The following is a 25,259-nucleotide window of genomic DNA, read 5'->3' as shown; positions in this document are numbered from 1 at the left end:
CTTCGACCATAGCAGTTAAAGCTATGTGTCATCGTAAACATTTTAAAGCTATTAGGATGAGTTCATGTCAATCAATTCCTGTTCCACATCATGGCTAGCAACTCTACGTAGTTACTTAGATAAACGATTACTCTGGGTGTTCATGTTGGGCTGCTCGAGTGGCTTTCCTTGGGTACTGATTGGATCAAATATGTCTGGCTGGCTCAAAGACGCAGGTCTAACACGAGCTGCTATTGGCTATTTTGGTAGTGTCTTTGCTGTCTATGCAATTAATTTTCTTTGGGCACCACTGGTTGACCGAATAAAACTTCCACTACTACATACATTCTTAGGACAACGCAGAAGTTGGATTTTCTTTTGCCAATCACTCGTCTTAGTTTGCACATTGGGGATTGCAGGGGTTGACCCAGCAGAGAATTTACTGTTCACTTCCATGCTAGCGCTTGCTATTGCCATTTCGTCAGCCACTCAAGATATTGCTATCGACGCTTTTCGAATTGATACTTTCCCAAAATCAGATTCCTCTAAATTGCCACAAGCTTCGGCTATGGCGGTAATGGGTTGGTGGACAGGATATTCTCTACCTGGTTATGTCGCATTTATCAACGCAGACACCATAGGTTGGAATGGTGTTTACTATGGGATGGCAATCATAGTTGCTGTACTTATGCTATTTACTCTTTTGGTTGGAGAGCCCACAACTGAACGAGAGAAATTGCAAGCGGCGGCTGAAGAGCGTCATAGTCACCTAGTCGGCAGTCGTGTTGTGGCCTGGCTAACCGTTACCGTTATCGAACCCTTCTTGGATTTTTTCAGACGCAATGGAATACGCGTTGCACTCACATTGCTGTTATTTGTGTTCTTATTTAAAATCGGTGAAGCTTTCCTTGGCCGAATGTCGATTACTTTCTACAAGGAAATCGGGTTCTCAAATGAGCAGATTGGCTATTACTCTAAGCTCATAGGCTGGGGACTCACGACTTTATTCACCTTAGTAGGCAGCATGGTCAACGTCAGATTTGGTATTGTTCGAGGGTTGATGATTGGCGGTATCACTATGTCAGCCAGCAACTTAATGTTTGCTTGGATCGCATCAGTAGGACCAAACGAACAACTCTTCTTGGCAACCATCATTGTCGATAATTTCACAACGGCATTTTCCACTGTCGCCTTTGTGTCTTTCCTAACCGTTCTCACTGGACAAGCCTTTTCCGCGACCCAGTATGCATTGCTCGCATCACTCGGCAATTTAGGCCGGACAACGCTCGCATCCTTCAGTGGAGAGTTAGTCGACTACTTAAACGATTGGTCCACGTTCTTTATCATTACCTGTTTGATGGTGGTCCCGAGTCTGATTATGTTGTATTCGCTCAGGCATCATTTCACAGACTTATTAAAAAAAGCTCAACAAAAAGACAGAGAAGAAAATCAAAGTTAAGCCCTAAAAAAAGGCTTGGTCGAACCACCAAGCCTTTCTAATATGTGCATACTATGGATACATTCCTTTGCCAAATAAGTTAAATATTCTCGCCACCCCTTGAGTGAAGATCATAGGCTCAGTTAAAACGGTAAGGCATAAACAATCTTCGCCGTCTTTGGTAAAAGGGCTATGTTTGTCTGACCCATCTTTGACTAAATAGTCGCCTGCTTCATAATGCCCCGCCTCGTCACTGAAACCGCCATGCAAAATCAAGGTTGATTCAACCCCTTTATGAGTATGCTGGGGGATTTTTACTCCTTCGGCGATGTAAAGTAGATTAACTTTGACTGAATCGCAGACATCAACTGGAGCACTAAAAACTTTTCCACCATAACTGCGCCATTCACCAATTTTGTTTTCAAACCGAGACAAGGAAAGTGGCAGAGAAAATATCTTACCATGGACTTGTATTGATATTGGCTTCCTAAATAGCTTCATCGGCATTACGTCTTGCTCATTATCAACGATGTTTGCAAACATAGCGTCAAAGCTTGCGTCTTGACTTCCTTGGAGTAAGCTAAGCTGCTCACCAAGGTGCTGTTCGTGTTCTAACACTTTCGCTTTGCAGTCCGGGCAGCTCTCTAAGTGAGTCGCAATGGCAAACCCATTTACAGAATCGAGTTCCCCCGCAGCATATGCTGTGAGGATGTGTAGTTGAGGATGATAGCTCATAAACGCTCTACCTCCATTGAGTGACGCAATTTTTCAACGGCTAACCTTAATCTTGATTTCACCGTCCCAACCGGAATGTCATACATATCAGCAACTTGTTGATGAGGAAGTTCTTCCAAATACACCGCTTGTACGACTTTCCTTTGTGACTCTGGTAATACGCTCAAGAATTTGACCACTTGTTCTTTAAGCATCTCATGTTCAGGCGCATAGTCTTCTACTCTATCTGGCGGACAAAAATCATCTGGCCAAATATCTTCTGAGTGTATGTGTAACTCCTTCCCTCGCTGCTTTCTCAAGGTATCAAAGCACAGGTTGCGAGCGATCGTATATATCCATGTGGAAAGCGAGCTTTTGGCTCCGTCAAACAGCTGGCTTTTACGCCAAACTGTCGTTAACGTTTCTTGAACTAATTCAAGCGCGACTTGCTCGTTGCCCATGTGTTTGAAAGCAAATTGCTTGAGGCGCGGTGCAAAATGCTTAAAAACCAGAGAAAAAGCGTCTTTGTCTTGCTCTTTCACCCTGTCCATGCACTCGCGCCAATCTTGCTTGGCAAATGACTCAGTGTCTTTAGATAGCATGCCGAGTTCCTTAAACGTGCTGTAATAATTGATATACGAGCCCAGAGAGCAAAGTGATCACATACATGTTCAATAGATCAAACAGCAGATTGCTAGTCTGTAGCAAATTAAGCTGTGGGTGGGCTCTACCTTATCGAAAGTTTAGCTCTCAATCGACTGAGATAAAAATTCTATAGCTTGCTGACAATCACTCTGCATAAGTAGAAAGTCCGCTTCTTTTTGTTTGACTGGGAGGAGTTCTAGCCATCGCTGGCACACCCAACTGGCATCGTCGAAGAAACATTCGGGGTGAAGCGCAGAAAACTGAGGAAAGCGGCGATAAACATCTTTTAGGTATTCACTCAAGTGCTGGTGTTCTACTTTAATTTTTGAATAGGTCCAAGTGCCCAACCATTCTACTTTGGCTTGCCTCAAACCATCATATTCAGAACGCACTTTAACGATCCTAAAGCGCTTTGTGCCAACCACAGTGACTCCTAAAAGTCCGCCATCCAATACTTCGTAATCGACAATCTCGGCAAGTGTCCCCACAACAGATAGCGCGGGTTCACCATTTTCTGCGTTGGAATCGTACAAACAAATTCCGAACGTGTTATCTGCCTGACAAGCTTGCTTGATGAGCCTCTTGTATCTGGGTTCAAAAATGCGTAGTTTCATTTTTCCGCCGGGGAGTAGCACAGAGCCGAGCGGGAAAAGCATAAGATCCTTCACTATCTATTACCATGTGTTGCTTTTATAAGATGTACGGCACCGGTAGCAATTCGATCAATTCTTGGCATCAAGTGTTGAGTAAGACGAGAAAATCACATCTTCATTTTACAAGTCAGAAAGCAAACGATACCGTCTGTACTTCTGCTAGAAACGTGTCAGTTCCATTTTAAAAAAGTCAATCATTAGAAATGTGACTCAAATCACTAAAAATGCGCAAAATATCATCATTTATCACTGATAAATGATGAGTTTGTCAGTATTATGCGCTCAGCCAAAGTACAGCGAAGATTGTATATCTCGGCACGATAACTACATTTTCACACAAAAAATACATAGAGAGTCCCACTATGCGTAAATCACTTTTAGCTCTTGGTGTTGTTGCTGCAATGTCTAACCCTGTCATGGCAGCAGACTACTCAGACGGTGATATCCACAAAAACGATTACAAATGGCTTCAATTTAACCTAATGGGAGCCTTTAATGAAAAAGGCCCTGGCTCTGACTCCACCCATGACTATCTAGAGATGGAATTCGGCGGTCGTTCAGGAATTTTTGACCTTTATGGGTACGTTGATTATTTCAACATTACTGGTGATTCTGACAGCGACAAATCAGGCTCTGACAAGCTATTTATGAAGTTTGCCCCTCGTATGTCTCTGGATGCATTGACTGGTAAAGATCTCTCTTTTGGCCCTGTACAAGAAATCTATATTGCGAGTGAAAACATCTTTTACGGCGGCGCAACAGAAGCACAATATAAAATCGGTGTCGGCTCTGATGTCATCGCGCCATGGTTTGGCAAAATGGGCCTAAACCTTTATGCAAATTATGACAACTCTCAAAAAGATTGGAATGGCTACCAGCTTTCTACTAACTGGTTCAAACCTTTTTATCATTTCGAGAATGGTTCATTTATCTCATACCAAGGTTATCTAGATTTCCAGTTTGGCATGAAAGACGAATATTCTCAGTCTAGTACTGGTAGCGCTATGTTCAATGGTATCTACTGGCATTCAGATCGCTTCGCTGTAGGTTATGGTCTAAAGCTATTTAAAGACGTATACGGCTTTGAAGATGGTGTTAAGAGCCCATTTGGCAATGAAGAAAACGAATCTTCAGGTGTTGGCCACTACGTATCGGTTACCTATAAGTTCTAAACCAAGTAGCAAACTACAATTTTAAAAATGGCAATACATTCATATCATCGTATTCTCTTGGCAAATTCGCGCCTACTATCATAAAGATGAAGATTGTTATTCTTGGTCCTGGAGCTATTGGTTCTTTATGGGCATGTTGTTTAAGCCGCGCTGGCCATTCAGTATCACTTTGGTCTCAACGCCAATGCGACTCAATTTATCTTCAGCAAGAGCACTTACCTGAAATACAATTTACCAACAATGATAAGGACAAACTTACATCAGCAGACCTGTTATTGGTTACGCTTAAAGCTCCTAACGTTCTACAAGTTATTGAAAAGATAGTTCTAAACATTGCCCAAGAAACGATTGTGGTCTTAATGCACAATGGCATGGGTACGGCAGAGGCCATCAACACTTTGTTACCAAATAATCCACTGGTGATTGCCACTACCACACATGGCGCCTTTCGCCCAAAACAAAATCAAGTACTGCATACAGGTAACGGATACACAGAGATCGGCGGCTATAACCACGGCGGTAAACGTTGTGATTTTTTACAGCCCGTGTTTGAACATGCGCTGCCAAAGACAAGCTGGCACACTGATATTCTTACTCCAATTTGGCATAAACTGGCAATAAACTGCATCATCAATCCGCTGACTGCAATTGATCAGGTTAAAAATGGAGAGTTATCCTCCCCTAAGTATCAGGAAGTCATCACTTTGCTGATTGACGAAATAAGGCAAGTGTTAAACGCTGAAGGAATCGATGTCACTCACGAAAAGCTAATCTCTAAAGTGTATCAGGTTATTGAGGCAACATCTGAAAATTACTCGTCTATGCATCAAGACATTTTCCATAAACGTCCAAGCGAGATAGACTTTATCACAGGTTATCTTTTACAAAGAGCAAAGGCGCATAATATCCCTGCGCCAGTCAACCAAACGCTCTTTCAAACAATTAAGCAGATTGAACAAGATCATGACTAAAAAAGTACTGGTACCTATAGCTCCAGGTACAGAAGAGATGGAAGCCATCACTATCATCGACATGATGGTACGAGCAGGCTATCAAGCCATTATTGCAAGCGCTGATTTTGAAGGTCAGTTGACAATGAAAGCATCGCGCGGCGTAACATTAACCGCAGAGTGCAAACTGGTCGATATTGCCGACGACGAATTTGACGCCATTGTTTTGCCAGGAGGCGTCGGCGGCTCTGAAGTCTTTCGCGATAGCACATTACTAGTTGAAATCGTCCGCCAGCAAATGTATGAAGGCAAATTAGTTGCGGCTATCTGCGCAGCCCCTGCCTTGGTGCTTGCTCACCATAACCTTTACCCAGATGCGATTATGACTTGCCATCCAAGTTTTGAGTCTCATATTGGTAAAGAAAAGTGGCGCGCCAAGCGCGTGACCTATGACGTCAACCATAATCTATTAACCAGTCAGGGGCCTGGCACTGCCCTTGAGTTTGCGATGGAAATTATCATCAATCTATCAGGCAAGAAGCATGCATGGACAGTTGCAGAACCTATGATCACTCTTCCTACTCTTCACTATCAAAAATTAGGTGGCAGTGAATCATGATAGATGTGGATGCCATTCGTGCTCAATTTCCAGCATTGCAGCAAACCATCAATCAGCATACACTTGTGTATCTTGATAGTGCGGCAACCACACAAAAGCCAGAATGCGTAATAGACACCATTGCTCGCTACTATCGCTCACAAAATGCTAACGTTCATCGCGGCAGTCATAGTCTCACTGCACACGCAACCAGTCAGTTTGAATCCGCACGCTCAACTGTCGCCAAATTTATTGGGGCAAACAGCGAAAAAGAAATCATTTGGACTAGGGGAGCGACTGAAGCGCTCAATCTTATCGCTCAAACCTTTGCTCGTAATACACTTGAATCTGATGATGAAATCTTAGTGAGTGAGATGGAGCACCACGCCAATATTGTACCTTGGCAAATCGTAGCTGAGCAAACAGGTGCTAAAGTGGTAAAAATCCCTATGACATCAGACTGTCAGTGGGATATGAAGGCGTTTGATTCGTTACTGTCTAAAAAGACAAAAATTGTCGCCCTGGCTCATATCACCAATGTCACTGGGACGAGATTACCGGTTGAAGAGGTGATCGCCAAGGTAAAACAAGTTGGCGCGAGAGTGATTATTGACGGCGCACAAGGCATTGTCCATGAGTCCATTGATGTACACCAGCTTGGTGCTGACTTTTATGTTTTCTCAGGCCATAAGATCTATGCTCCTGCTGGTATTGGCGTGCTTTATGGGAAACTAGAGTTACTTGAAGCCATGCCACCATGGCACGGCGGCGGTAAAATGGTTGAACATGTTTCGTTTTCAGGTACCACATACAGTGCACTTCCTGGAAAATTTGAAGCGGGCACACCAAACGTGTCAGGAGCCATTGCACTCGCTAAAGCAATTGATTGGTATAGTGCGCTGTCTATCCAAGAGGTCGAAAAACATGTGCAAAACATCACTCAGCAAGCTTATCAAAGGCTAATCAAGATTGAAGGCGTAAAAGTTCTCGGCTATCAGCCAAAAGCGAGCGTGATTTCTTTTGTGGTTGAAGGGGTTCATCACCAAGATGTGGCCACTTTGCTCGATCAGCAAGGTGTCGCCATCAGAGCGGGCCACCACTGCGCTCACCCTTTAATGGATGCCCTCGGCGTTAAAGGTACATTAAGAGCATCTTTTGCTGTTTATAACAACTTGGAAGATGTTGATAGATTAATAGTTGGCGTTGAAAAAGCCGTTGATATGCTATAGGAGTTTAGGGTTGAAGCAGGCTCAACCCTATTCATTTATAACTCTTCAAATGCAGCAATAGCATCAGAGAGTTTCTTTACCGCATGGACTTGCATGCCCGCTATTCCTCCCTTAGGCATATTGGCCGCTGGTACAATAGCTTTCTTGAAACCATGCTTAAATGCTTCGTTTAATCTTTCTTGCCCACTCGGAACCGGACGTATTTCACCCGCCAGTCCAACTTCACCGAAGATCACCACATCTCGAGGTAGAGCTCTGTCTCTAAAGCTAGATAGCAGTGCCATAACTAATGCTAGGTCAGCACTGGTTTCGGTAACTTTTACCCCGCCAACCACATTCACAAACACATCCTGATCCGCCATTTGCAGACCACCATGTTTATGCAATACCGCAAGTAGAAGGGAGAGACGGTTTTGCTCAAGTCCAACCGCAACGCGCCTTGGGTTAGCCAATTGGGAATAATCCACTAATGCCTGAATTTCCACCAGCAAGGGACGAGTCCCTTCCCAAACCACCATGACAGAGCTTCCCGACGTCTCTTCTTCCCCCCTTGAAAGAAATATTGCCGAAGGATTACTGACTTCTTTGAGTCCTTGTCCTGTCATTGCAAAGACACCTAGCTCGTTCACTGCGCCAAAACGATTTTTATGGCTGCGAAGCGTTCTGAAACGGCTGTCAGTGCCACCATCAAGTAATACTGAGCAATCGATAATATGCTCCAGTACTTTCGGTCCTGCTAGAGTGCCATCTTTGGTCACATGCCCAACAATAAACACAGCGACATTATTTTGTTTAGCGTAACGGGTTAACGCGGTCGCCGACTCCCTCACCTGAGCCACACTGCCAGGAGATGACTGTACATCGGCAACATGCATCACTTGAATCGAGTCGATCACCAATAGCTTGGGCTGCTCTTTTTCAGCAACCTGACAAATTCTATCTACGTTGGTCTCTGATAGCATCTTTAAATTATCTTTTGGCAAACCGAGGCGCGAGGCACGCATCGCCACCTGCTGCAAAGACTCTTCTCCTGTCACATAGAGTGTGGGCATGTGAGAAGCGAGATAACACATGGTTTGTAAAAGCAGGGTCGATTTTCCCGCACCTGGGTTTCCACCTATTAGTATCGCTGCTCCTGGCACAACACCTCCACCAAGCACGCGATCAAGCTCTTTAAAGCCACTGGTAAAGCGAGGAACTTCTTGCAAATCAATCTCAGACAATACTTGAACCTGAGTTTCTCCGGAATTACCAGCATAACCTGAAAGCCGATCATGTTTATTCCCAACCGGTGAGGCGGCCATTCTAACTTCACTGATCGTATTCCAAGCACCACAAGCATTACACTGCCCCTGCCACCGAGGGAAATCTGCCCCACAGTCGTTACATACGTAGGCTCTTTTTACCTTTGCCATATCACTCCAGACCCAAATTAATACCGATCATCTTATCATTCGTCATCGATAGACCTTGATTCGTTGTAACATAACACTAAAGTTTTATATATCAAGGTAGATATTTTTTGCGAGGGGTTATTAAGCAATAACCAATGGAACAAGCCGAAATATTGTCGTTAGCAGAGCGACTCATCCCTGCTTATCACTCAGAAGATTTTGACTTCGTTCTTAGCCAAATGACCGAAGGTGAGGCCCCGTCTGTCAAGCTTTTGGTTAAAATGGAGCTAAATCGAGTAATGGCGCCATGTTCTAAAATCGTTGATCTAAGAGGCAGAGTTAACGGTGAGTGTCGTGAGTATGAACTGGATGGCGTAAAGCATTGGCTTGATGATGTTGCGTTTAATACTTACCAAAAAAACGTGCGTAGGTTTGGCGGTTATACCGAAGGGGTATGGGAAGCTCTGTGTAACACCCACAATAATTTCCGTGTAATGAAAAAAAGGGGCCAGTTGCACGGTGACGAAACCGAAGAAAAAACCAGTATCTTCGATGTAGAAGCCATCAAGCTAGGTTATGATTTGAAGCGCCGAGAAAACCGTCTCAAAGTCTCTTCTCAGATCGAGTTTAAACTCGGTATTGACCTTGTTCATGCCACTACCATAGATCTTTCACCATCCGGAGCAAAGTTTAAAGTCCCTTCAGCATTTGACTATCAAGCGGGTTTAGAAATCTCAGTAAAGTTTGTAGAGTTGATGAAAGAATCTGAACTAGAAGGGCTAGATAACCCGATTAAATACCGAATCGTCGGTGTGGATGAGTCATATGATAATGACTCGGTCAAGTTTCTTCGTTTACTCAAACTTGATGAGTCCAATGTTATCGAACAATTAATCGATAGCCGATTCAATAGTGATAGTCAACGTAACCGACACGACACGCAAGACAAAGTCATTCGGGCTCGTTCTAGGGGTTATGAACACACCTTTCTCAAACATACCTGCAACTTACCGTTGTTCTTCAGTGGCCCTGAGCTAAAATTCGCCTTGATGACAGAGAATAATCAGCCAATATGGCACTATTGGCATGATGAACGTAATCAACAAGCCTTAACCAACCTTTTTAATCCCAAACGCATAGCACGCATACTACATGCCAGCGAACAAAGTTCAAGCCATACGTTTTATACCTTTACGCATGACCATCAAGAAAAAACTCTGTTTTTTTCTATGATGCTGTCAGAGGTAAAACCTGAGCTACAACAACTTTTTTGCCACGTAGGCGCGAGGAAAGATAGTTGGAAAGTATTTAGAATTTACATGTTCAAGCTTACTGATGAAGAAAGCTCCGAATTAGCGCAACATTCTTCGGAGCTCACTCTGGATGCAAGCACACTAACCCATTGTGGTATCTTGCAAGAGCTATCGACAGAGACAAGTAAAGACGACTATTTAATCGCTCCAAAGCCCAAGCTCCCGAGTAGTGCCATCAATAACTTTCGCCATGCTCGAAACCCGGCTAATAATCCAGCTTGTATTTATTATGATGCTAAGTCACGCCGCAAAGAGCCACGCTTTCAATTTCGTTCTCCTTTGGTACTGACTGGGGAAGACAGCCAAGCACACTCTGGCATAACGCTTGATATTTCCAAACGTGGTATCAGCATTGCTTTAACCTCTCCTAGCACGCTTAAAGCCGGAGAAACATGCTCGGTAAACTTTACCGAACTGGACAAACTCGACAAGAACTCCTCATTAAGTAAAGTCCCATATAAGGTGATTAGAATCTCACCTGGGGGAAAACGCTTACAACTGGTGATTATCGAAGATAGTCATACCATGAAGAATATTGCTTTTTTCGGCAGTTTGATTGAGCATAATCAAGACAAATTAAATTCAATAACAGAAGTTTTACCTAGCAATGAGTTACTAGAGGGTCTGCATGATATTCTCTTGGATAAAATCGTCAGTGCTCCGATTTTTGTTGAAAAGCCAACTCGGACTCTCAAACCAAGAGTGATTGGTGTTAATTACCCTCTCCCCCCTTATTTAGTACCACTGGCAAAACTAGGTAAAGAAGACAAGTTTTCTCTGGAACCGCTTTATAAAGGGCATACCAACACTTTACTTGCCCAGCCAATGAAACACATAGACGGCGCACAGCCACAGTTTCACGAAATCTATCTCGCATTGACCTTATTCGGTAACAGAATCCAGTCCTACGAATCGAAACTAGTCAATGAATTTGAGTCAGTAAAACAGCGTGTTGAGTTTATTAAAAATGCTCAGGCTATGGGTCGTTTCTATGCCATTCGAATCTGTAGTGGTCCAGTATTCGAACCAATGAGTGCATTACTTCAAGAAGACATTACTGAACTTGCACCACTTAACATGCATCATGCTAGAACGCTGGAAAAAGAGATTACCGGCATCGTCGGTTATAGTGAAGTTACAGATATAACCGAAGAAGTGACACATAGACTGCATTTACCAAGTGAGTAAAGCCTCCTTTATCAATGAGCAGAGAGGTTATCTTCGCTGCTCATCAGAAGCCTAAATTATGGCTTAGCCTGAAAGCTTATTTTTTTCTGCTTAACCAGACTGGCAGACAAAATACATAACACGCCACCTAATCCAGAATAACGCACCGCGGTTTGTGCCATTTTTTCTACTTTGGGTTTAGCATGATAAGCAATGCCTAAACCCGCCGCTTCCATCATAACAAGATCGTTCGCGCCATCACCAACAGCAACGGTATTATGTGTTTCTACATCATACAACTCTGTAAGTTCGTGTAAGATATCGGCTTTAGTTTGAGCAGATACTATCTCTCCCAATACCTTTCCTGTCAGCTTACCATTGACAATTTCTAATTGGTTAGAACGTGCATAGTCCAAACCTAATATCTGTTTGAGGTGATCCGAAAAGTAAGTAAAACCACCTGAGGCAATTGCAGTTTTCCAGCCAAATTGTCGAAGCGTACCAATCAAATCGGCAAGATCAGGCATTAAAGCCATTTCATCTTTAACTTGAGCTAAAATCGATTCATCAGCACCAGCAAGTGCAGCGACACGGCTACGCAAGCTCTGCTCAAAATCGAGTTCACCTTGCATTGCCCGCTCAGTCAATTCTGATACTTGCTCTCCAACGCCTGCCAACTTGGCAATTTCATCAATGCATTCTATTTGAATGGCGGTGGAGTCCATATCCAACACGATCAAACCTGGTTTAGACAAATCGGGAACATCAAGAAGAGATGCGTAATCGAGTGATAATGTTTGCAGTATGGTTTCATGCTCAGGCGATAAGTTACCTTGCATCAAAGCGACTTGACAATGCCCTACTTTCCATACATCAACAATGTTATTGTGACACCCAGTATGAGAATTGATGTGTTCAAAGTGCTCGGCTAATAAATGCTCACCAAAGACAATCCAGTTAGCTTTAGCCTTATCCATGTGGCTAGTGAATCTGGCTTCTGGTAATCGAGTATACAAAGAAGCCTGTTTTTGAATAGAAAGAGTCTTAAACGTTTCCATGTGAGTTATTCCTGAAAAACTTAACCACAACTTAACCTATTGCAATTTGCCTGCGCAAGTATCAATATTCTTTATAGTAAACTTATCTTATGTTTAGGTGAATATGGAATCTTCCCTATTTTCGTTTCGAATGGCTTTGAGAGTACTCACAATCGTCTCTCTTATCAGTATGTTACTTGTTATTGGAATCAATAGCGTCAAGATAAGCCAAGCGAACCAAGATATTCAAAAAAACCAGTTGGATACTCTAATTAAAGTTCTTGTATCCCAAGCTTCTTTGGCCGCTGGAGATATGATTGCAAGCCAAGACCAAGAGCGATTATTGAAACTCACTAATCAGCTCTCTAAAGACGATTTGGTATTTGATGCCACTATTTATGATGCCGAAGGTGTGCGATTGGCGTCGAGTGACAAGAGCAAAAGTGTGCGAGAAATTCTCGGTTTAGACACCCCACTTGAAACAGCAAGGATCGGAAAGCAACAACTCGTAGAACCGGTTACTTACGATAATGTGGTGATAGGTTTTGTGCGCCTTACCTTTGAAACAGGCAAAGTTACGGCTTTCTCTGACCATTACTATAGGAAAAGCGATCGCTACATGTACACTATGGTTGCCATGAGTTTTATCACAGGGATACTTCTGACTATTGTTGTGCGCAGAAAGCCCAGACAAAAAGGTGAAAATCTACTTCTAAAAGACCTAGGCTAGAGGGCTGATGTTCAACATCAACCCTATCATGGTACGGTTTACTGGCTATCGGATAAGATAATTGAATCGAGTGCTATCAATATCATCTCATTAAAGGTGGTTTGGCGCTCATCAGAAGTGGTTTGCTCGCCCGTTTTGATATGATCGGAAACCGTACAAATTGTCATTGCTTTGGCACCATATTCAGCGCACGCCCCATATATCCCAGCAGCCTCCATCTCTACGCCCAAAATACCGTATTTATCCATTACATCAAACATACTAGGATTCGGTGTGTAGAACAGCTCTGCAGAGAATAAATTGCCGACCTTTACCTCGATGCCGCGCTCTTTTGCCGCATCTTCAGCTGCGCGTACCATGTGATAATCCGCGATAGCAGCAAAATCGTGATCGTTAAAGCGGATACGATTTACTTTTGAGTCAGTACACGCGCCGATGCCAATAATGACATCGCGGACTTTAATATCATTGCTGACCGCACCACAACTACCAACACGAATGATTTTCTTCACACCATAATCTTTAATAAGTTCAGTGGTATAAATCGAGCAAGAGGGGATACCCATACCATGCCCCATCACAGATACACGGCGTCCCTTATAATAGCCAGTAAAACCCAGCATATTACGAACATCACAGATCTGAGTGACATCTTGAAGAAAAGTTTCAGCTATGTATTGAGCACGAAGTGGGTCACCGGGCATGAGTACAACATCAGCGAAAGCCCCTTGCTGCGCATTGATATGTGGAGTAGCCATATTTGTTTATTCCTTTTTCAAACATTTAGCATTCTAACTAAGTCTAAGATTTGGTTACTAATACCCTTCAATAAACCCTATATGTCTTGGGCTCTAATTTGACGATATACATCAGGTGTTGGTGTGTATTCGCCTCCAACAGTGATCGCTTGTTGAAGTGATATAGCTGCCTCTTTCCATTGCTGCTCATTTCGAGCATGGATAACGGCTAATGGCTTATCTGAACACGCCTGCTCACCTAAACGAATAAAAAGGTCAAACCCTACGGCATGGTCAATCTTATCTGTCGCAAAGCGGCGTCCTCCCCCCATAGCAACGACAGCCATCCCTATAGCGCGAGTATCCATAGCAGTAACAATCCCCGTTTTCTCAGCAAATACAGCTTGGACAAAAGGCGCTTTTTCTAGGTAATCATCGTAGTTTTCGACAAAATCTACTGGTCCACCTAAACCTTCAACCATCAGGCCAAAGCGTTGCGCCGCTTTACCATTTTCCAACACCTGGATTAACTTAGTACGAGCATGCTCGGTGTTATCGGCTAGCCTTCCCAATACCAACATTTCCGCAGCTAGAGCCAAAGTTACTTCTAAAAGACGGGGGTTTTGATATTCACCCGTTAAGAACCGAACCGCTTCTCTGACTTCCAGTGCGTTACCCGCTGATGATGCCAATACCTGATTCATATCGGTTAAGATGGCGGTTGTTTTGGTACCTGCGCCATTTGCCACTCCAACAATGGATTTAGCCAAATTCTCGGATTCTTCATAGGTTGGCATAAAGGCGCCAGATCCTACTTTGACATCCATAACTAGAGACTCTAGCCCTGCCGCCAATTTTTTCGATAAAATAGAGGCAGTGATCAAAGAGATATTATCAACCGTTGCCGTGACATCTCGAGTGGCGTAGACACGCTTATCAGCTGGGGCTAAATTTCCGGTTTGACCTATAATGGCAACGCCTGCTTGCTTGGTTACATCGGAAAAGATTTGGTTGGATGGCATAATGTTATAACCTGGAATAGACTCTAGCTTATCTAGAGTTCCTCCTGTGTGCCCAAGCCCTCTTCCCGAAATCATAGGGACAAAGCCCCCACAGGCTGCAACCATAGGCCCAAGCATTAATGAGGTAACATCATCCACACCACCTGTTGAATGCTTATCAACAACAGGGCCTGGGAAATCTTGTTCACGCCAATCTATGACCATTCCCGAGTCACGCATTGCACAAGTCAACGCAATTCGCTCTGGCATCGTCATCTCGTTGAAAAAAATCGCCATAGCAAAAGCGGCTATTTGCCCTTCAGAAACGCTGTTATTGGCAATTCCTTGGATAAAAAAATTAATTTCACCAGAGGTCAGCACCTCACCATCACGTTTTCGGCGTATAATTTCTTGGGGTAAATACATTAGAGCCTCCCACACATTGGGGGTTGATGAATTAGATGCAGCGGCAAGCAAACACTTACCGCTAAGTTGACAAGATTAAGATCTATCGATCTCAATAAGCTGCAGGATCAGCGGTTTCTTTTGTCACTTCTAATGTATGAAGGAGGTTGGTCAGAAGACTCGAGGCTCCAAATCGATAGTGACGTGCATCGACCCAGTCTTCACCCAATATTTCATCCGCCATGGCCAAATAAGCAGCAGCATCTTCAGCAGTACGTACTCCTCCAGCAGGCTTAAAACCAACAGTGGAAGCGACCTTCATGTCACGAATCACTTCCAACATCATTCGAGCATATTCAGGCGTGGCATTGACTGGAACCTTGCCTGTCGATGTTTTGATAAAGTCAGCACCTGCCTTGATTGATATCTCCGAAGCCTTTTTTATCAATGATTCTTGCTTCAACTCACCAGTTTCAATAATTACTTTGAGCAAAATATCCCCGCAAACTTGCTTACATTGTTTTACGAGCTCAAAGCCTACTTCTTCGTCACCTGCCATCAGCGCACGATATGGAAAGACCACATCAACTTCATCAGCACCATAAGCGATTGCAGCTTTGGTCTCTGCTACCGCAATACTGATGTCCGGGTTTCCGTGAGGGAAGTTAGTCACAGTCGCAATTTTAATATTTGGTGTGCCTTGCTCTTTAAGGGCCTTTTTGGCTACGGGGATAAAGCGAGGATAGATACAGATCGCCGCCGTATTGCCGACTTCTGACTTAGCTTCATGGCATAGCTTGATGACTTTTTCATCGGTATCATCATCATTTAGCGTGGTAAGATCCATCAATTTAAGCGCCCTTAAGGCCGCGTCCTTTAAATCGCTCATTCCTATCTCCGAACAATATTTATTTTTGCATAATGGAAAAGTCAGAGTGTGGTTTCTACAAATGCAAAACTAAAATTTTCTGCCAGTTACAACACTCTATATAGTCACAATACCTAGGCTTGTTCCATAACGATAGTCACTTATAAAACGCAAACGGTTTGGATCTCAAACTAATTTCAGCCTTAAGTGCAGACTATAAAATGAGTTAAGTAGTGAAGCCTAAACAAGCACTTAAAATGAGTTTTATTAGTAACACCTTATATGCAACAGCTTGAACTTGAATATAATTAGGGTATTAACGATCATGAATAACAATATTTCATCTCATCATTAGCAATATAAATATGACTGAGAGGCACATTTATGATAGAAATGTCAATTATTTTTATTCGTTAAGTATTAGGAAATATAATGCATAAAATCAAAGGCTTGCTACTGGCTACTCTTCTCATGTTGCCTATTTTCGCTCACGCTGAAGAAAGTTATAAAACTGTATTTGAAAAAATTAATCAACGTATGAGTTATATGCAAGACGTAGCCCTTTATAAAATCAACCACCATCTTGCTATTGAAGATGTAGAAAGAGAAGCCGTCGTTGTAGAGAAATCAAAAGCTGCCAGCGAAAAATACAGCCTAGATGGTAATTCAACAACAGAGTTTACCCGCAGCTTAATTTCAGCAGCTAAAGCTATTCAATATCGCTATCGCGCTGATATGCTGAGTCAAACGGCTGATATTCATAAAAAACCTAGAGACCTAAAAACCGAGATACGTCCAGCTTTAATCAAACTTGGTGGTGAACTAAATGCTGCTATCTCTGACTACCTAAAAGCTGGTAACATATTTACTGACGATCAATATCAAACTTTTGAAACAGTAATTAGTGATCCCTACCTAAAAGACAATGACAAAAAGCTTATCTTTAAAGCTTTACAAAACATCCAAGTCAAAACAGTTTCAAAATAATGACTTTAATCATTTTGGCCTAACCAACAAAAAAACCCGCTTTGCAGCGGGTTTTTTAACTCTAACGAGTTTGTGGTATTACATACCAGATAAGGTTAGGCAGAAGCCTGCAATGGTTGCAGCCATTAGGTTTGACAGTGTACCAGCAGCAACGGCTTTCATTCCCATACGCGCAATATCTGAACGACGCTGAGGTGCAAGCCCTCCTAGACCACCGAGCAATATTGCAATCGAGGAAAGGTTTGCAAAACCACACAGTGCAAATGAAATGATTGCCTTAGTTTTCTCAGACAGCACAATTTCTGCTGAATCACCCAAAAGCGGAGCAAAGTTTAAATAGGCAACAAACTCATTTACTACCAATTTTTGACCAATAAATGATCCCGCAATCGTTGCTTCTTCCCATGGAACACCAATTAGGAACGCAAGTGGAGAGAAAACATAACCAAGGATTAACTCTAGCGTCAGCTCAGGCATTCCAAACCAACCACCAACACCACCCAAGATACCGTTAACAAGCGCAATAAGGCCAACGAAAGCAAGTAGCATGGCACCAACATTCAGTGCCAACTGTAAACCTACTGCTGCACCACCAGCGGCGGCATCAATAACGTTAGAAGGCTTGTCTTCTACACCATCAATATCACCATCAAAGCTTTCATCAGGCTTATCAGTTTCTGGCATGATGATCTTTGCAAACAGTAAGCCACCCGGTGCAGCCATAAAGGATGCAGCGACTAGGTACTCAATCGGAACCCCCATAGATGCATAACCTGCAAGTACACCACCAGCAACAGAGGCTAGACCGCCACACATTACTGCAAATAGCTCTGATTGAGTCATTTTAGGAATGAATGGGCGAACAACTAGAGGAGCTTCGGTTTGACCGACAAAAATGTTTGCTGCCGCAGACATAGACTCTGAACGTGAAGTACCCAATACTTTTTGTAGAGCACCACCAAGAATTTTAATTACCCACTGCATAATACCGATGTAGTACAAAACAGAAATAAATGCAGAGAAGAAGATTAGTGTAGGAAGAACACGGAAAGCGAAAATAAAACCACCACCACCGAAAACTTCAAACATCTTACCAGAGACTAAGCCACCAAAGATAAACTCAGAACCCTTGTTACCGTATGCGATAACATCTGAAACACCGTCAGAAAAACCCTTTAGAAGTTCCTGACCCCAAGGTATGTATAAAATAAATGCACCAAGTGCAAATTGAATAGCGAATGCGCCACCCACTGTTCTATAGTTAATAGCTTTACGGTTGCTAGATAATGCTACTGCAATGGCAAGTAGAACTAGCATACCGACTAGGCTCATAAACAGGCTCATAGTTTATGACTTCCTTATATGTTGTTTGTTGGCGTGTTACAATTATGGAGCTATAAAGCGGGGGCAATTATACTCATCCGGCCACACATAAAGTAATGTGTTCTTCACAGTTTCTAATAAGATTCATCATGTGCACACTCATTTATGTGACGAAAATCACAACTATAAATATGTTAAATCATATAAATAACATTTTTCTTGGGTTCTATTCACAAATTTTGAAGACCTGATTGGCGTTTTTCCACATCATTTGTGCGACAGATCGCTCATCTACATCACGAAGACGAGCCAAACAAGACAGGACTTGAGATAACATTGCGGGGTGGTTGGGCCTTCCTTGGTGTCCCATAAGCGGCATATCAGGAGCATCTGTCTCCAACACTATCCATTCAAGAGGTAAATTCGCGGCTGTCTGGCGAGTCTTTTTCGCACGAGGGTAAGTGATGACCCCACCGATACCAATATAGAAACCAAGTTCGATAAATTGCATCGCCTGTTGATAGCTACCAGAAAAGCCATGCAACACACCACCAAATGAAAACCTATGCTTTTTTAACAGCTGAAGAACTTCATTATGTGTTTTTCTGCTGTGAAGGATTAAAGGTAATTGAAGATCATTTGCCAATGCGATTTGTGCATTAAATACTTTGCCTTGTAGGTCATGATCAACATCAACCATAGCATCTAAGCCACATTCGCCAATCGCTCTGAAATGATTGTGATGGGCCTCTGTTTGTTTCTGTAAATCGGTAAGGTGATAAACACTGTTGTCGTTAAGAAAGTAAGGGTGCATACCCAGGGCTATATATATACCGGCATACTCAGCTGACATGTTAAGCAACTTATCCCAGTTTGATGGACCAATAGAGGGAATCATTATTCTCTCTACACCTTGCGCCTTAGCTAACTGAATCTGACAGGTAAAGTCATCTGCAAAAACATCGAAATCAAAATGACAGTGGGTATCAAAAAGGCGCATTATAATTGCGCCTTGTGTGTAGAATTAGATGCTTGGTCAGTAGAGCCATTACGATAAGGAACACAGCGGCGTCGATTCGCTTCAACGAGCCCCATAGACTCACACCATGAGTCATAACGTGCAATCCACTTTTTGAGCCAAGCATACATAGCTAAAAACCTTTATTGCTCTTCTCGTTTAAAGACCAACTCTGTTGGTGACGACTCTTGCTCAACAAAATAATAACCCGCAACATCAAAGTTTGTCAGCTTTGCCACACTATCAATGCGGTTCTCAATGATGTACCTTGCCATCATACCGCGAGCCTTTTTAGCGTAAAAGCTAATCACCTTATATTGACCGTTTTTACAATCTTTGAAGACTGGAGTAACTACTTGAGCATCAAGTAACTTTGGTTTAACTGCTTTAAAATACTCGTTAGAAGCAAGGTTGATCAAGACGTTATCACCCTGCTCTGTAATCGCCGTATTTAGCTTATCTGTAATTACATTCCCCCAGAATTGATACAAATTACTTCCTTTGGTATTTGCGAGCTTAGTGCCCATCTCCAACCTGTATGGCTGCATGAGATCGAGGGGTTTGAGTAATCCATACAATCCAGATAGCATTCTCAAATGCTTTTGGGCATAGTCAAAATCATCGTCAGAAAGTGTTTGGGCATCTAATCCTGTATAGACATCTCCTTTGAAAGCCAAAATCGCCTGACGTGCGTTATCCGTTGTAAACTTCTCACTCCAGTCTTGGAAGCGACCAACATTCAGATCAGCAATCTTATCGCTCACTTTCATTAAGCTGGCAACATCTGCAGGCGTGAGCTTGCGGCATACGTCGATCAGTTGCTTGGAATATTCGACTAACTCTGGTTGAGTGTATTTCTCTGTCGCCAAGGGTGACTCATAATCTAATGTTTTTGCAGGTGAAACGACGATTAACATGACTTTAACTCTATCTTTCCTGTTGTGATTATCTATAGGGTACAAAAAAATACCCTTAACATAAAGTTAGATAAAAAAGTTAGAAACCCCTTTACGCACAATGACTACACAAAAAATATCTAACTTTTCCCTCCAAAATCTAACTTCTTGCATTTTTCTTACTCATAAACGGAAAAATTAGATCGGTTTATTTTGCGTTTCTGTTTAACAGTTTATCTAAGTTTTTTCCATTGGGAAGGCATTCCGTGAGTATCAAGTTCTGTGGCTAGATACGACAGAATCGCTTGGTGATCACAAGGAACGACTGGCTAACTAAACTCATTATTGGACAGAATGCATGGTAATTTGCTAATTTAGCAACTCATGAATCACTAGATGTATGTATGGAAAGTCGTTTACATGATTGCTTAGTATTAACTGAACTGAACACTCATCTCGAAGCCCCCTAGTTCTCAAGCTCATATTCTTTAACCATCTCTTCAACAACTCTTTTTCTATAGCCATTCATGATAAGTTGATCTCGTAGCGGCTCATAGTAGAACTCTTCCGATAACTCATCTATAGAGACAATGACTGCTTCTGAAGGCGGGTTTGCTATAAACATAGTTTTGGTAGGTTCTGGTAATTCATCACAAAAGATAGTGCATTGAATTTTTACAGGCTTATCAGTTTTGAACAATACGCACTCTTCAGCTTCCAAGGTCGTTTGAGCTTGAAGGCGTTTTACGTTCCATCTTATGTAGTAGTTTTTAGCGTCAGATGACACCCTCAAATCCGGTATAGATACATCTTGGTAGCCACGAAGACTATGGATCTGGAACCTATCGTTATAATCTTCTTCAGCTTTAGGATCTTTAGGAAGACTACTTTCAGGAACTTTGATTGATAAACCTTTATGGCGCGGAATCGTTAGCTCAATAGATACTCCGTTTGCCAAACTACGGCTGTCATTGCACAAGGTTAAGTACAGGAGCTCTGCACCAGCCCACTCTCTAAGCACGTTTGCTCGCTCTCTGTATAATCCTTTATTCAGTTGTTTGCCAAAGTGAGTGTTTTGTATGAGTTGCATAGTTCGAAAGACAGAAGTGTTACCTAAGATCGACTCATCGAGCGTGGGCTCTTCTTGATCTGGAATACTAGCGCTATCAGGAAGAGAAACTAACTTACCACGTATAGTAAATTCTGAATCTAACTCTTCCTTGTCGCCGTTCAGTAGCAAGCAATTTAGAACTGGATACTTCGGCGACGCTGCTTTTTTACTATCAAAGAAATCTTTACCAAGAGTTACAGCTAGGTGATACATCATACCTACAAGGACAAGTAAAACACCTACTGTGGTATCACTAGAAGCATTCAGTACAGAGCGAAGAATCTCGGACTTACCTATGTACTCTTCAAAAAGTGCCACCACTACAGCATGAAGAAAGTTTATCTGTGATTCGATTATCAGACCTATCCCAGTAAGAACAACAACTTTAGCTATAGTGTTGTAAGCCTTGGGTCTGATTAAATCTAAAATACGCTCGGCTATATCTAGCCAACGATTTAATTTCTCGTGCATTGAATTCCCATAAAACCATACTCATATTTATGAATACAAATAACCTCAAAAAGAGTAATTATTCACTTATTGTTAGACTAGCAGCTCACAATATTAGTTGTTCTGGAAGACCTATGCCGTAAATCGATCTGACTCGGTGATCATATCTCTGGCAACTAGATCTCGCTAGTAATCGTTGGACATGGGTATCATAGAAACCTCCATCCGGACTTAGTATCTTTAAGGTATCGATTCTCAACGGCTCTGTAACCTGTCCAAGTCGCCCCATAAAGTCGAAAGCCTGACCAGCCAATCGAGCTGCATTTCGATTATCATCCAAGACCATACGATCAGCCGTTTTCAGAAGATTTCTGGCTGTTGCGAAATGGCCTTGAGATTTCCGGAACGTTTCTAGGAACTGTTCGTCAATCGGTAACGAACCTAATTGGTCGAAAGCTTCGCCCCATGGATAGGTAACTATTCCCTGATGCCGGTGCTGTGCTGATGTCAACTCTTGCCATCTCGAACCACTATCCGTAACCAATACAGATCCAGTGACCTGAGCCATTAGAAGTGCCATCTCATAGTTCGGTCCCATTCGGGCTTGAATAAGCTGACCACCTTCGCCAGCATTCATTTTCTGCAACATCACCAGCGGTGAAGCTTCAGCTTTGCGTTCTAATTCTGAAATGGTCTGCGTTGCGTTTTCCTCATCTAACCCAAATTCGCTTATTAGAGTCTGGATTTTCGCCTCTCTTGGCATCATTGCGATTGAGTTCAGCAAATCCTCGGTCGCCATGCGGAAGTGTAATCGACGATCGTGCTCACAAAGGACGTCTTCTACTTGACCTCTATCTCTCGCCATTTCCATCATGGCTCTCATGAGCTCTATATCAAATTCGCTTGGATCAGGAACGAGGTTAACCAAGCCAAGCCCAATAAACGGCTCTATTTGCAGCATGAACAGAAAGTCCTTTAGAGCCTGATATTTGTATTTGCTTGGTGATTCAGTCGGACGAAACTCTGGCCTGACATTGTTCGGATTGGTTATAGGCGTTTCAATCAAAAACTCATCAAATACGGATGCCATCGGTAACGCATTTACACCAATAGTTCGTACATCTAATGAGCCTGTATAAAGTCCACGGAATTTCCCATCTGACTTGGGAAGCAATGAGTAAATATCAGTTTCACGAGGCCACAGTATTGAATAGAAGCCATAAATTTCTGATATTTGATCGTCAGATAGCTCACGCCTGACATCCAGCCACGTTTTGCCGCTATTTAGACCAAGCACATCACGAATGCAGTTGCAAAATGCTAGGTTTCGCTCACGGATACTAGCGACATCCCAAGTTGTGCGCAGATCGCCCGGAACATTACGGCAGCAGCTCTTGTACTTTCGACCGCTGCCACAACCACAAAGGTCATTTCGGCCTATTTGAGCTTCGTCGATATTCTTATTCAGATATTCGCTTTGAGGTGTAGTCCTGCCAAACGCATCCTGATAGTGAACTGAACCATCTTCAAATTGGGCAAACATTTCTCCGCCATACCTATGTAGTTCGCCAGATGGTGGTAACAGAACATGTCGCAAGTCTGCCCAATCACAAGCCACATCATTTTCTGGGTATAGCCACTTTTCTTTGCCAGCAGCTACCGACGCTTTAGCTCTACTTTTGATAATGTGGTTAATCTGAGTGACTTCACCCGCATTCAGCTTACGAGTGTTGATAAATTCAATTGTATTAACCATACTGCTACGCATACGAGTCGCATTGGTTCGCTGGTCAAGCGGATTGACATTATTAGAGTCCTGAGCATATTCGAGATTCGTCAAAATCAGACAGCGATTCTTGTCCAATGGAAATATCGTCTGCGATCCCTTTAACGCGATATCAGGGTCATTAGGATAACCACATAGTTCAGACTCTGGTGGACAGGCATAGTTGTATACAGTTACTGGATGGTCTGACACAATAAACTTTATGTCAGAATCTTCAGCTGACACTAGCTCTCTGACACCTTCAGCCCATAATGTGCAGTGGATAGTTCGCAACGACTGCATCTCAACCATGAGCTGCAATTGAGTTAGCTCAGGGTACTTACTCTTAATCCAGTCTAGGCCTTTAGGCGTTCGTAACTTCTGAGCGTCAAGGTAGGTAAATAAGTCCTGAAAATTGTGATGCCATTGGGATTGATCATCAGTTATAAACGCTCGAACAGCCTTAGAGCCATTATCGTCAATTGGACCAAATAGTTTTTGCTCAATCTCGTCATTGACTTCAGCACCAAAGAATGTCGAATATAGGTCTCTTTCATAGAAGCGTTGGGCAGACGTATGCCATTTTTTGGAGTAGACCGTCTTAAACTCACCATTTTTCAAGTCTATTTCTCGGCGTGTTAGATGACAGAGCTGATTTTCTCGCTCATCCATAAAGCCTTTCTGATGCCATTGTGGCACGTAGTGGTTGTCTCTAGTCGTTGTCACTTTATGCTACCGTATCGAAATCAACTTCATGCATATGGATAGCGTATCTCAACACGTTGTTTTTCGGAAGTGGGAAAGTAGTTTAGTTGCTCGTCGCCATCACATTAGTTTATTTGGGGTTTAATACGACTTGTTTTCTTTATTACGACACCCAAGCTAGCTCGTTTTGGGGCAATTTCGTGTTACACACCCCTTCAGCACACCTTTGGACAGAATGAGTTTCTAAAAATTGAATATTAGCAATTTATGAATAACTTCAGATATTGGAAAGTCATTTAGTGAGATGTCCAGTCTTTCTAGCAAAAAACAGCACACACTTAACTAGGTATCCCAAACAGCTCGTTCGGATCATAGAGATCTGCTAAGGTAAAGACCCTAAAAACTCAAGGACTGACAAATGAAACTAACAGACGACCAAGTCAAAATACTCTTACATCTTGTAAAAAACGAAATGGATTCATTCTGCGGAGATCAAGGGTACGCAGAGTTAGCACAAATCAAAAAAAGTTTAGAAGAACAGTTAGCCACTACCGACGTCAATGATAATTGATCACCTTACTGCGCCATTCTGCATACAATGCTCCTCAGCTTGGGGCTTTGTTCTCACACTAAGAGATCTTGATTGAACATCACTTTTAATTGAGTTTACGATGAGAATTCGAGCATTAGAGAAGTTACTTTTGTATAACGTTCTCCCTCAGTATAAAGCTAGTCGTTATTGATTGTGATATGTCCTTTACAGACTAACGCACAAAACCTTGAGTAGTCGTGAGCATAAACGAAGACAGGATGTGGTGCTGTTGAGCCCGCCATAAAGGCGTCGAATACCTCTTGGGTCGCAGAAGGAAGTAGCGTCGGATCGACAACTTTAAATACTACGTTTTCTAACTCAAACTCTTCCGTGCGACGTGAAGTCGCATGAAGCGCTGTTCACCGCGATAAGAGTGAACCGT

At 42.6% G+C, this 25,259-nt stretch carries 23 protein-coding genes; 9 read left to right on the top strand and 14 right to left on the bottom strand.

Annotated features, from left to right (window positions below):
• Nucleotides 1-64: 64 nt before the first annotated feature.
• A complete protein-coding gene (locus tag AAFM34_RS11820) occupies nucleotides 65-1,438 on the top strand; it encodes an MFS transporter (protein ID WP_341663092.1) in 1,374 nt (457 codons plus the stop codon).
• A gap of 51 nt (nucleotides 1,439-1,489) precedes the next feature.
• Here AAFM34_RS11820 and AAFM34_RS11815 read toward each other — a convergent pair whose 3' ends face one another.
• The 3 genes from AAFM34_RS11815 to AAFM34_RS11805 form a co-directional block, all read right to left on the bottom strand.
• Nucleotides 1,490-2,152 (bottom strand): ChrR family anti-sigma-E factor, encoded by a 663-nt coding sequence (locus AAFM34_RS11815; protein ID WP_341663090.1) that lies wholly within the window; start codon nucleotides 2,150-2,152, stop codon nucleotides 1,490-1,492.
• Nucleotides 2,149-2,733, bottom strand: a complete 585-nt coding sequence (locus AAFM34_RS11810) for a sigma-70 family RNA polymerase sigma factor (RefSeq protein ID WP_341663088.1) — start codon at nucleotides 2,731-2,733, stop codon at nucleotides 2,149-2,151. The genes AAFM34_RS11815 and AAFM34_RS11810 overlap by 4 nt, the downstream gene beginning before the upstream one ends.
• Before the next feature lie 141 nt (nucleotides 2,734-2,874).
• On the bottom strand, nucleotides 2,875-3,444 hold the full coding sequence (locus tag AAFM34_RS11805; RefSeq protein WP_341663086.1) for an LON peptidase substrate-binding domain-containing protein: 570 nt from the start codon (nucleotides 3,442-3,444) through the stop codon (nucleotides 2,875-2,877).
• Nucleotides 3,445-3,791: 347 nt separating this feature from the next.
• On the opposite strand from AAFM34_RS11805, the gene AAFM34_RS11800 reads away from it, so the two are divergent.
• From AAFM34_RS11800 to csdA, 4 genes are all read left to right on the top strand, one after another.
• Complete coding sequence (locus AAFM34_RS11800; RefSeq protein ID WP_341663084.1) at nucleotides 3,792-4,601, top strand: outer membrane protein OmpK; 810 nt, start codon at nucleotides 3,792-3,794, stop codon at nucleotides 4,599-4,601.
• Nucleotides 4,602-4,687: 86 nt separating this feature from the next.
• The gene (panE, locus tag AAFM34_RS11795; RefSeq protein ID WP_341663082.1) at nucleotides 4,688-5,572 is read left to right on the top strand and encodes a 2-dehydropantoate 2-reductase; all 885 of its coding nucleotides are present in this window, start codon (nucleotides 4,688-4,690) and stop codon (nucleotides 5,570-5,572) included.
• Nucleotides 5,565-6,170: a DJ-1 family glyoxalase III gene (locus tag AAFM34_RS11790; protein WP_341663080.1), complete on the top strand. Its 606-nt coding sequence runs from the start codon at nucleotides 5,565-5,567 to the stop codon at nucleotides 6,168-6,170. The genes panE and AAFM34_RS11790 overlap by 8 nt, the downstream gene beginning before the upstream one ends.
• Complete coding sequence (gene csdA / locus AAFM34_RS11785; RefSeq protein ID WP_341663078.1) at nucleotides 6,167-7,378, top strand: cysteine desulfurase CsdA; 1,212 nt, start codon at nucleotides 6,167-6,169, stop codon at nucleotides 7,376-7,378. Before AAFM34_RS11790 ends, csdA begins: the two co-directional genes overlap by 4 nt.
• 35 nt (nucleotides 7,379-7,413) lie before the next feature.
• Here the strand turns inward: csdA and radA are convergent, their stop codons facing one another.
• Nucleotides 7,414-8,793, bottom strand: a complete 1,380-nt coding sequence (gene radA / locus AAFM34_RS11780) for a DNA repair protein RadA (RefSeq protein WP_341663076.1) — start codon at nucleotides 8,791-8,793, stop codon at nucleotides 7,414-7,416.
• Nucleotides 8,794-8,927: 134 nt separating this feature from the next.
• Between radA and AAFM34_RS11775 the strand changes: the two genes are divergently transcribed.
• The gene (locus AAFM34_RS11775; protein WP_341663074.1) at nucleotides 8,928-11,273 is read left to right on the top strand and encodes a PilZ domain-containing protein; all 2,346 of its coding nucleotides are present in this window, start codon (nucleotides 8,928-8,930) and stop codon (nucleotides 11,271-11,273) included.
• A 56-nt stretch (nucleotides 11,274-11,329) separates the two neighbouring features.
• On the opposite strand, the gene serB is transcribed toward AAFM34_RS11775, so the two are convergent.
• Nucleotides 11,330-12,310, bottom strand: coding sequence for a phosphoserine phosphatase (serB, locus tag AAFM34_RS11770; protein WP_341663072.1), 981 nt, complete (start codon nucleotides 12,308-12,310; stop codon nucleotides 11,330-11,332).
• Nucleotides 12,311-12,413: 103 nt separating this feature from the next.
• Between serB and AAFM34_RS11765 the strand changes: the two genes are divergently transcribed.
• Complete coding sequence (locus AAFM34_RS11765) at nucleotides 12,414-13,019, top strand: YtjB family periplasmic protein (protein ID WP_341663070.1); 606 nt, start codon at nucleotides 12,414-12,416, stop codon at nucleotides 13,017-13,019.
• A 38-nt stretch (nucleotides 13,020-13,057) separates the two neighbouring features.
• Here the strand turns inward: AAFM34_RS11765 and deoD are convergent, their stop codons facing one another.
• The 3 genes from deoD to deoC form a co-directional block, all read right to left on the bottom strand.
• A complete protein-coding gene (gene deoD, locus AAFM34_RS11760) occupies nucleotides 13,058-13,777 on the bottom strand; it encodes a purine-nucleoside phosphorylase (protein WP_341663068.1) in 720 nt (239 codons plus the stop codon).
• A gap of 77 nt (nucleotides 13,778-13,854) precedes the next feature.
• Nucleotides 13,855-15,183, bottom strand: a complete 1,329-nt coding sequence (gene deoA / locus AAFM34_RS11755) for a thymidine phosphorylase (RefSeq protein WP_341663066.1) — start codon at nucleotides 15,181-15,183, stop codon at nucleotides 13,855-13,857.
• Between the two features lie 91 nt (nucleotides 15,184-15,274).
• Complete coding sequence (deoC, locus tag AAFM34_RS11750) at nucleotides 15,275-16,051, bottom strand: deoxyribose-phosphate aldolase (RefSeq protein WP_341663064.1); 777 nt, start codon at nucleotides 16,049-16,051, stop codon at nucleotides 15,275-15,277.
• Nucleotides 16,052-16,462: 411 nt separating this feature from the next.
• Between deoC and aroQ the strand changes: the two genes are divergently transcribed.
• Nucleotides 16,463-17,017: a gamma subclass chorismate mutase AroQ gene (gene aroQ, locus AAFM34_RS11745; protein WP_341663062.1), complete on the top strand. Its 555-nt coding sequence runs from the start codon at nucleotides 16,463-16,465 to the stop codon at nucleotides 17,015-17,017.
• A 78-nt stretch (nucleotides 17,018-17,095) separates the two neighbouring features.
• On the opposite strand, the gene AAFM34_RS11740 is transcribed toward aroQ, so the two are convergent.
• From AAFM34_RS11740 to AAFM34_RS11715, 6 genes are all read right to left on the bottom strand, one after another.
• Entirely contained in the window at nucleotides 17,096-18,361 is a 1,266-nt protein-coding gene (locus tag AAFM34_RS11740; protein ID WP_341663060.1) for a NupC/NupG family nucleoside CNT transporter, read from the bottom strand.
• Between the two features lie 205 nt (nucleotides 18,362-18,566).
• Entirely contained in the window at nucleotides 18,567-19,340 is a 774-nt protein-coding gene (locus tag AAFM34_RS11735; protein ID WP_341663058.1) for a TatD family hydrolase, read from the bottom strand.
• Nucleotides 19,340-19,489, bottom strand: a complete 150-nt coding sequence (locus AAFM34_RS11730) for a DUF5363 family protein (protein WP_341663056.1) — start codon at nucleotides 19,487-19,489, stop codon at nucleotides 19,340-19,342. Before AAFM34_RS11730 ends, AAFM34_RS11735 begins: the two co-directional genes overlap by 1 nt.
• Before the next feature lie 12 nt (nucleotides 19,490-19,501).
• Nucleotides 19,502-20,275 carry a peroxide stress protein YaaA gene (gene yaaA / locus AAFM34_RS11725; RefSeq protein ID WP_341663054.1) on the bottom strand — a complete coding sequence of 258 codons (774 nt, stop codon included), beginning with the start codon at nucleotides 20,273-20,275 and terminating at the stop codon, nucleotides 19,502-19,504.
• Between the two features lie 445 nt (nucleotides 20,276-20,720).
• Nucleotides 20,721-21,836: a hypothetical protein gene (locus AAFM34_RS11720; protein ID WP_341663052.1), complete on the bottom strand. Its 1,116-nt coding sequence runs from the start codon at nucleotides 21,834-21,836 to the stop codon at nucleotides 20,721-20,723.
• Nucleotides 21,837-21,921: 85 nt separating this feature from the next.
• Nucleotides 21,922-24,306 carry a DUF4238 domain-containing protein gene (locus AAFM34_RS11715; protein WP_341663050.1) on the bottom strand — a complete coding sequence of 795 codons (2,385 nt, stop codon included), beginning with the start codon at nucleotides 24,304-24,306 and terminating at the stop codon, nucleotides 21,922-21,924.
• A 397-nt stretch (nucleotides 24,307-24,703) separates the two neighbouring features.
• On the opposite strand from AAFM34_RS11715, the gene AAFM34_RS11710 reads away from it, so the two are divergent.
• A complete protein-coding gene (locus AAFM34_RS11710; protein ID WP_341663048.1) occupies nucleotides 24,704-24,856 on the top strand; it encodes a hypothetical protein in 153 nt (50 codons plus the stop codon).
• The last annotated feature ends 403 nt before the right edge of the window (nucleotides 24,857-25,259 follow it).

This window comes from Vibrio sp., from assembly GCF_038138445.1.
Lineage (GTDB): Bacteria > Pseudomonadota > Gammaproteobacteria > Enterobacterales > Vibrionaceae > Vibrio.
Note: the sequence above shows the minus strand (reverse complement) of the source record. Positions and strands in the feature narration are given on the sequence as shown.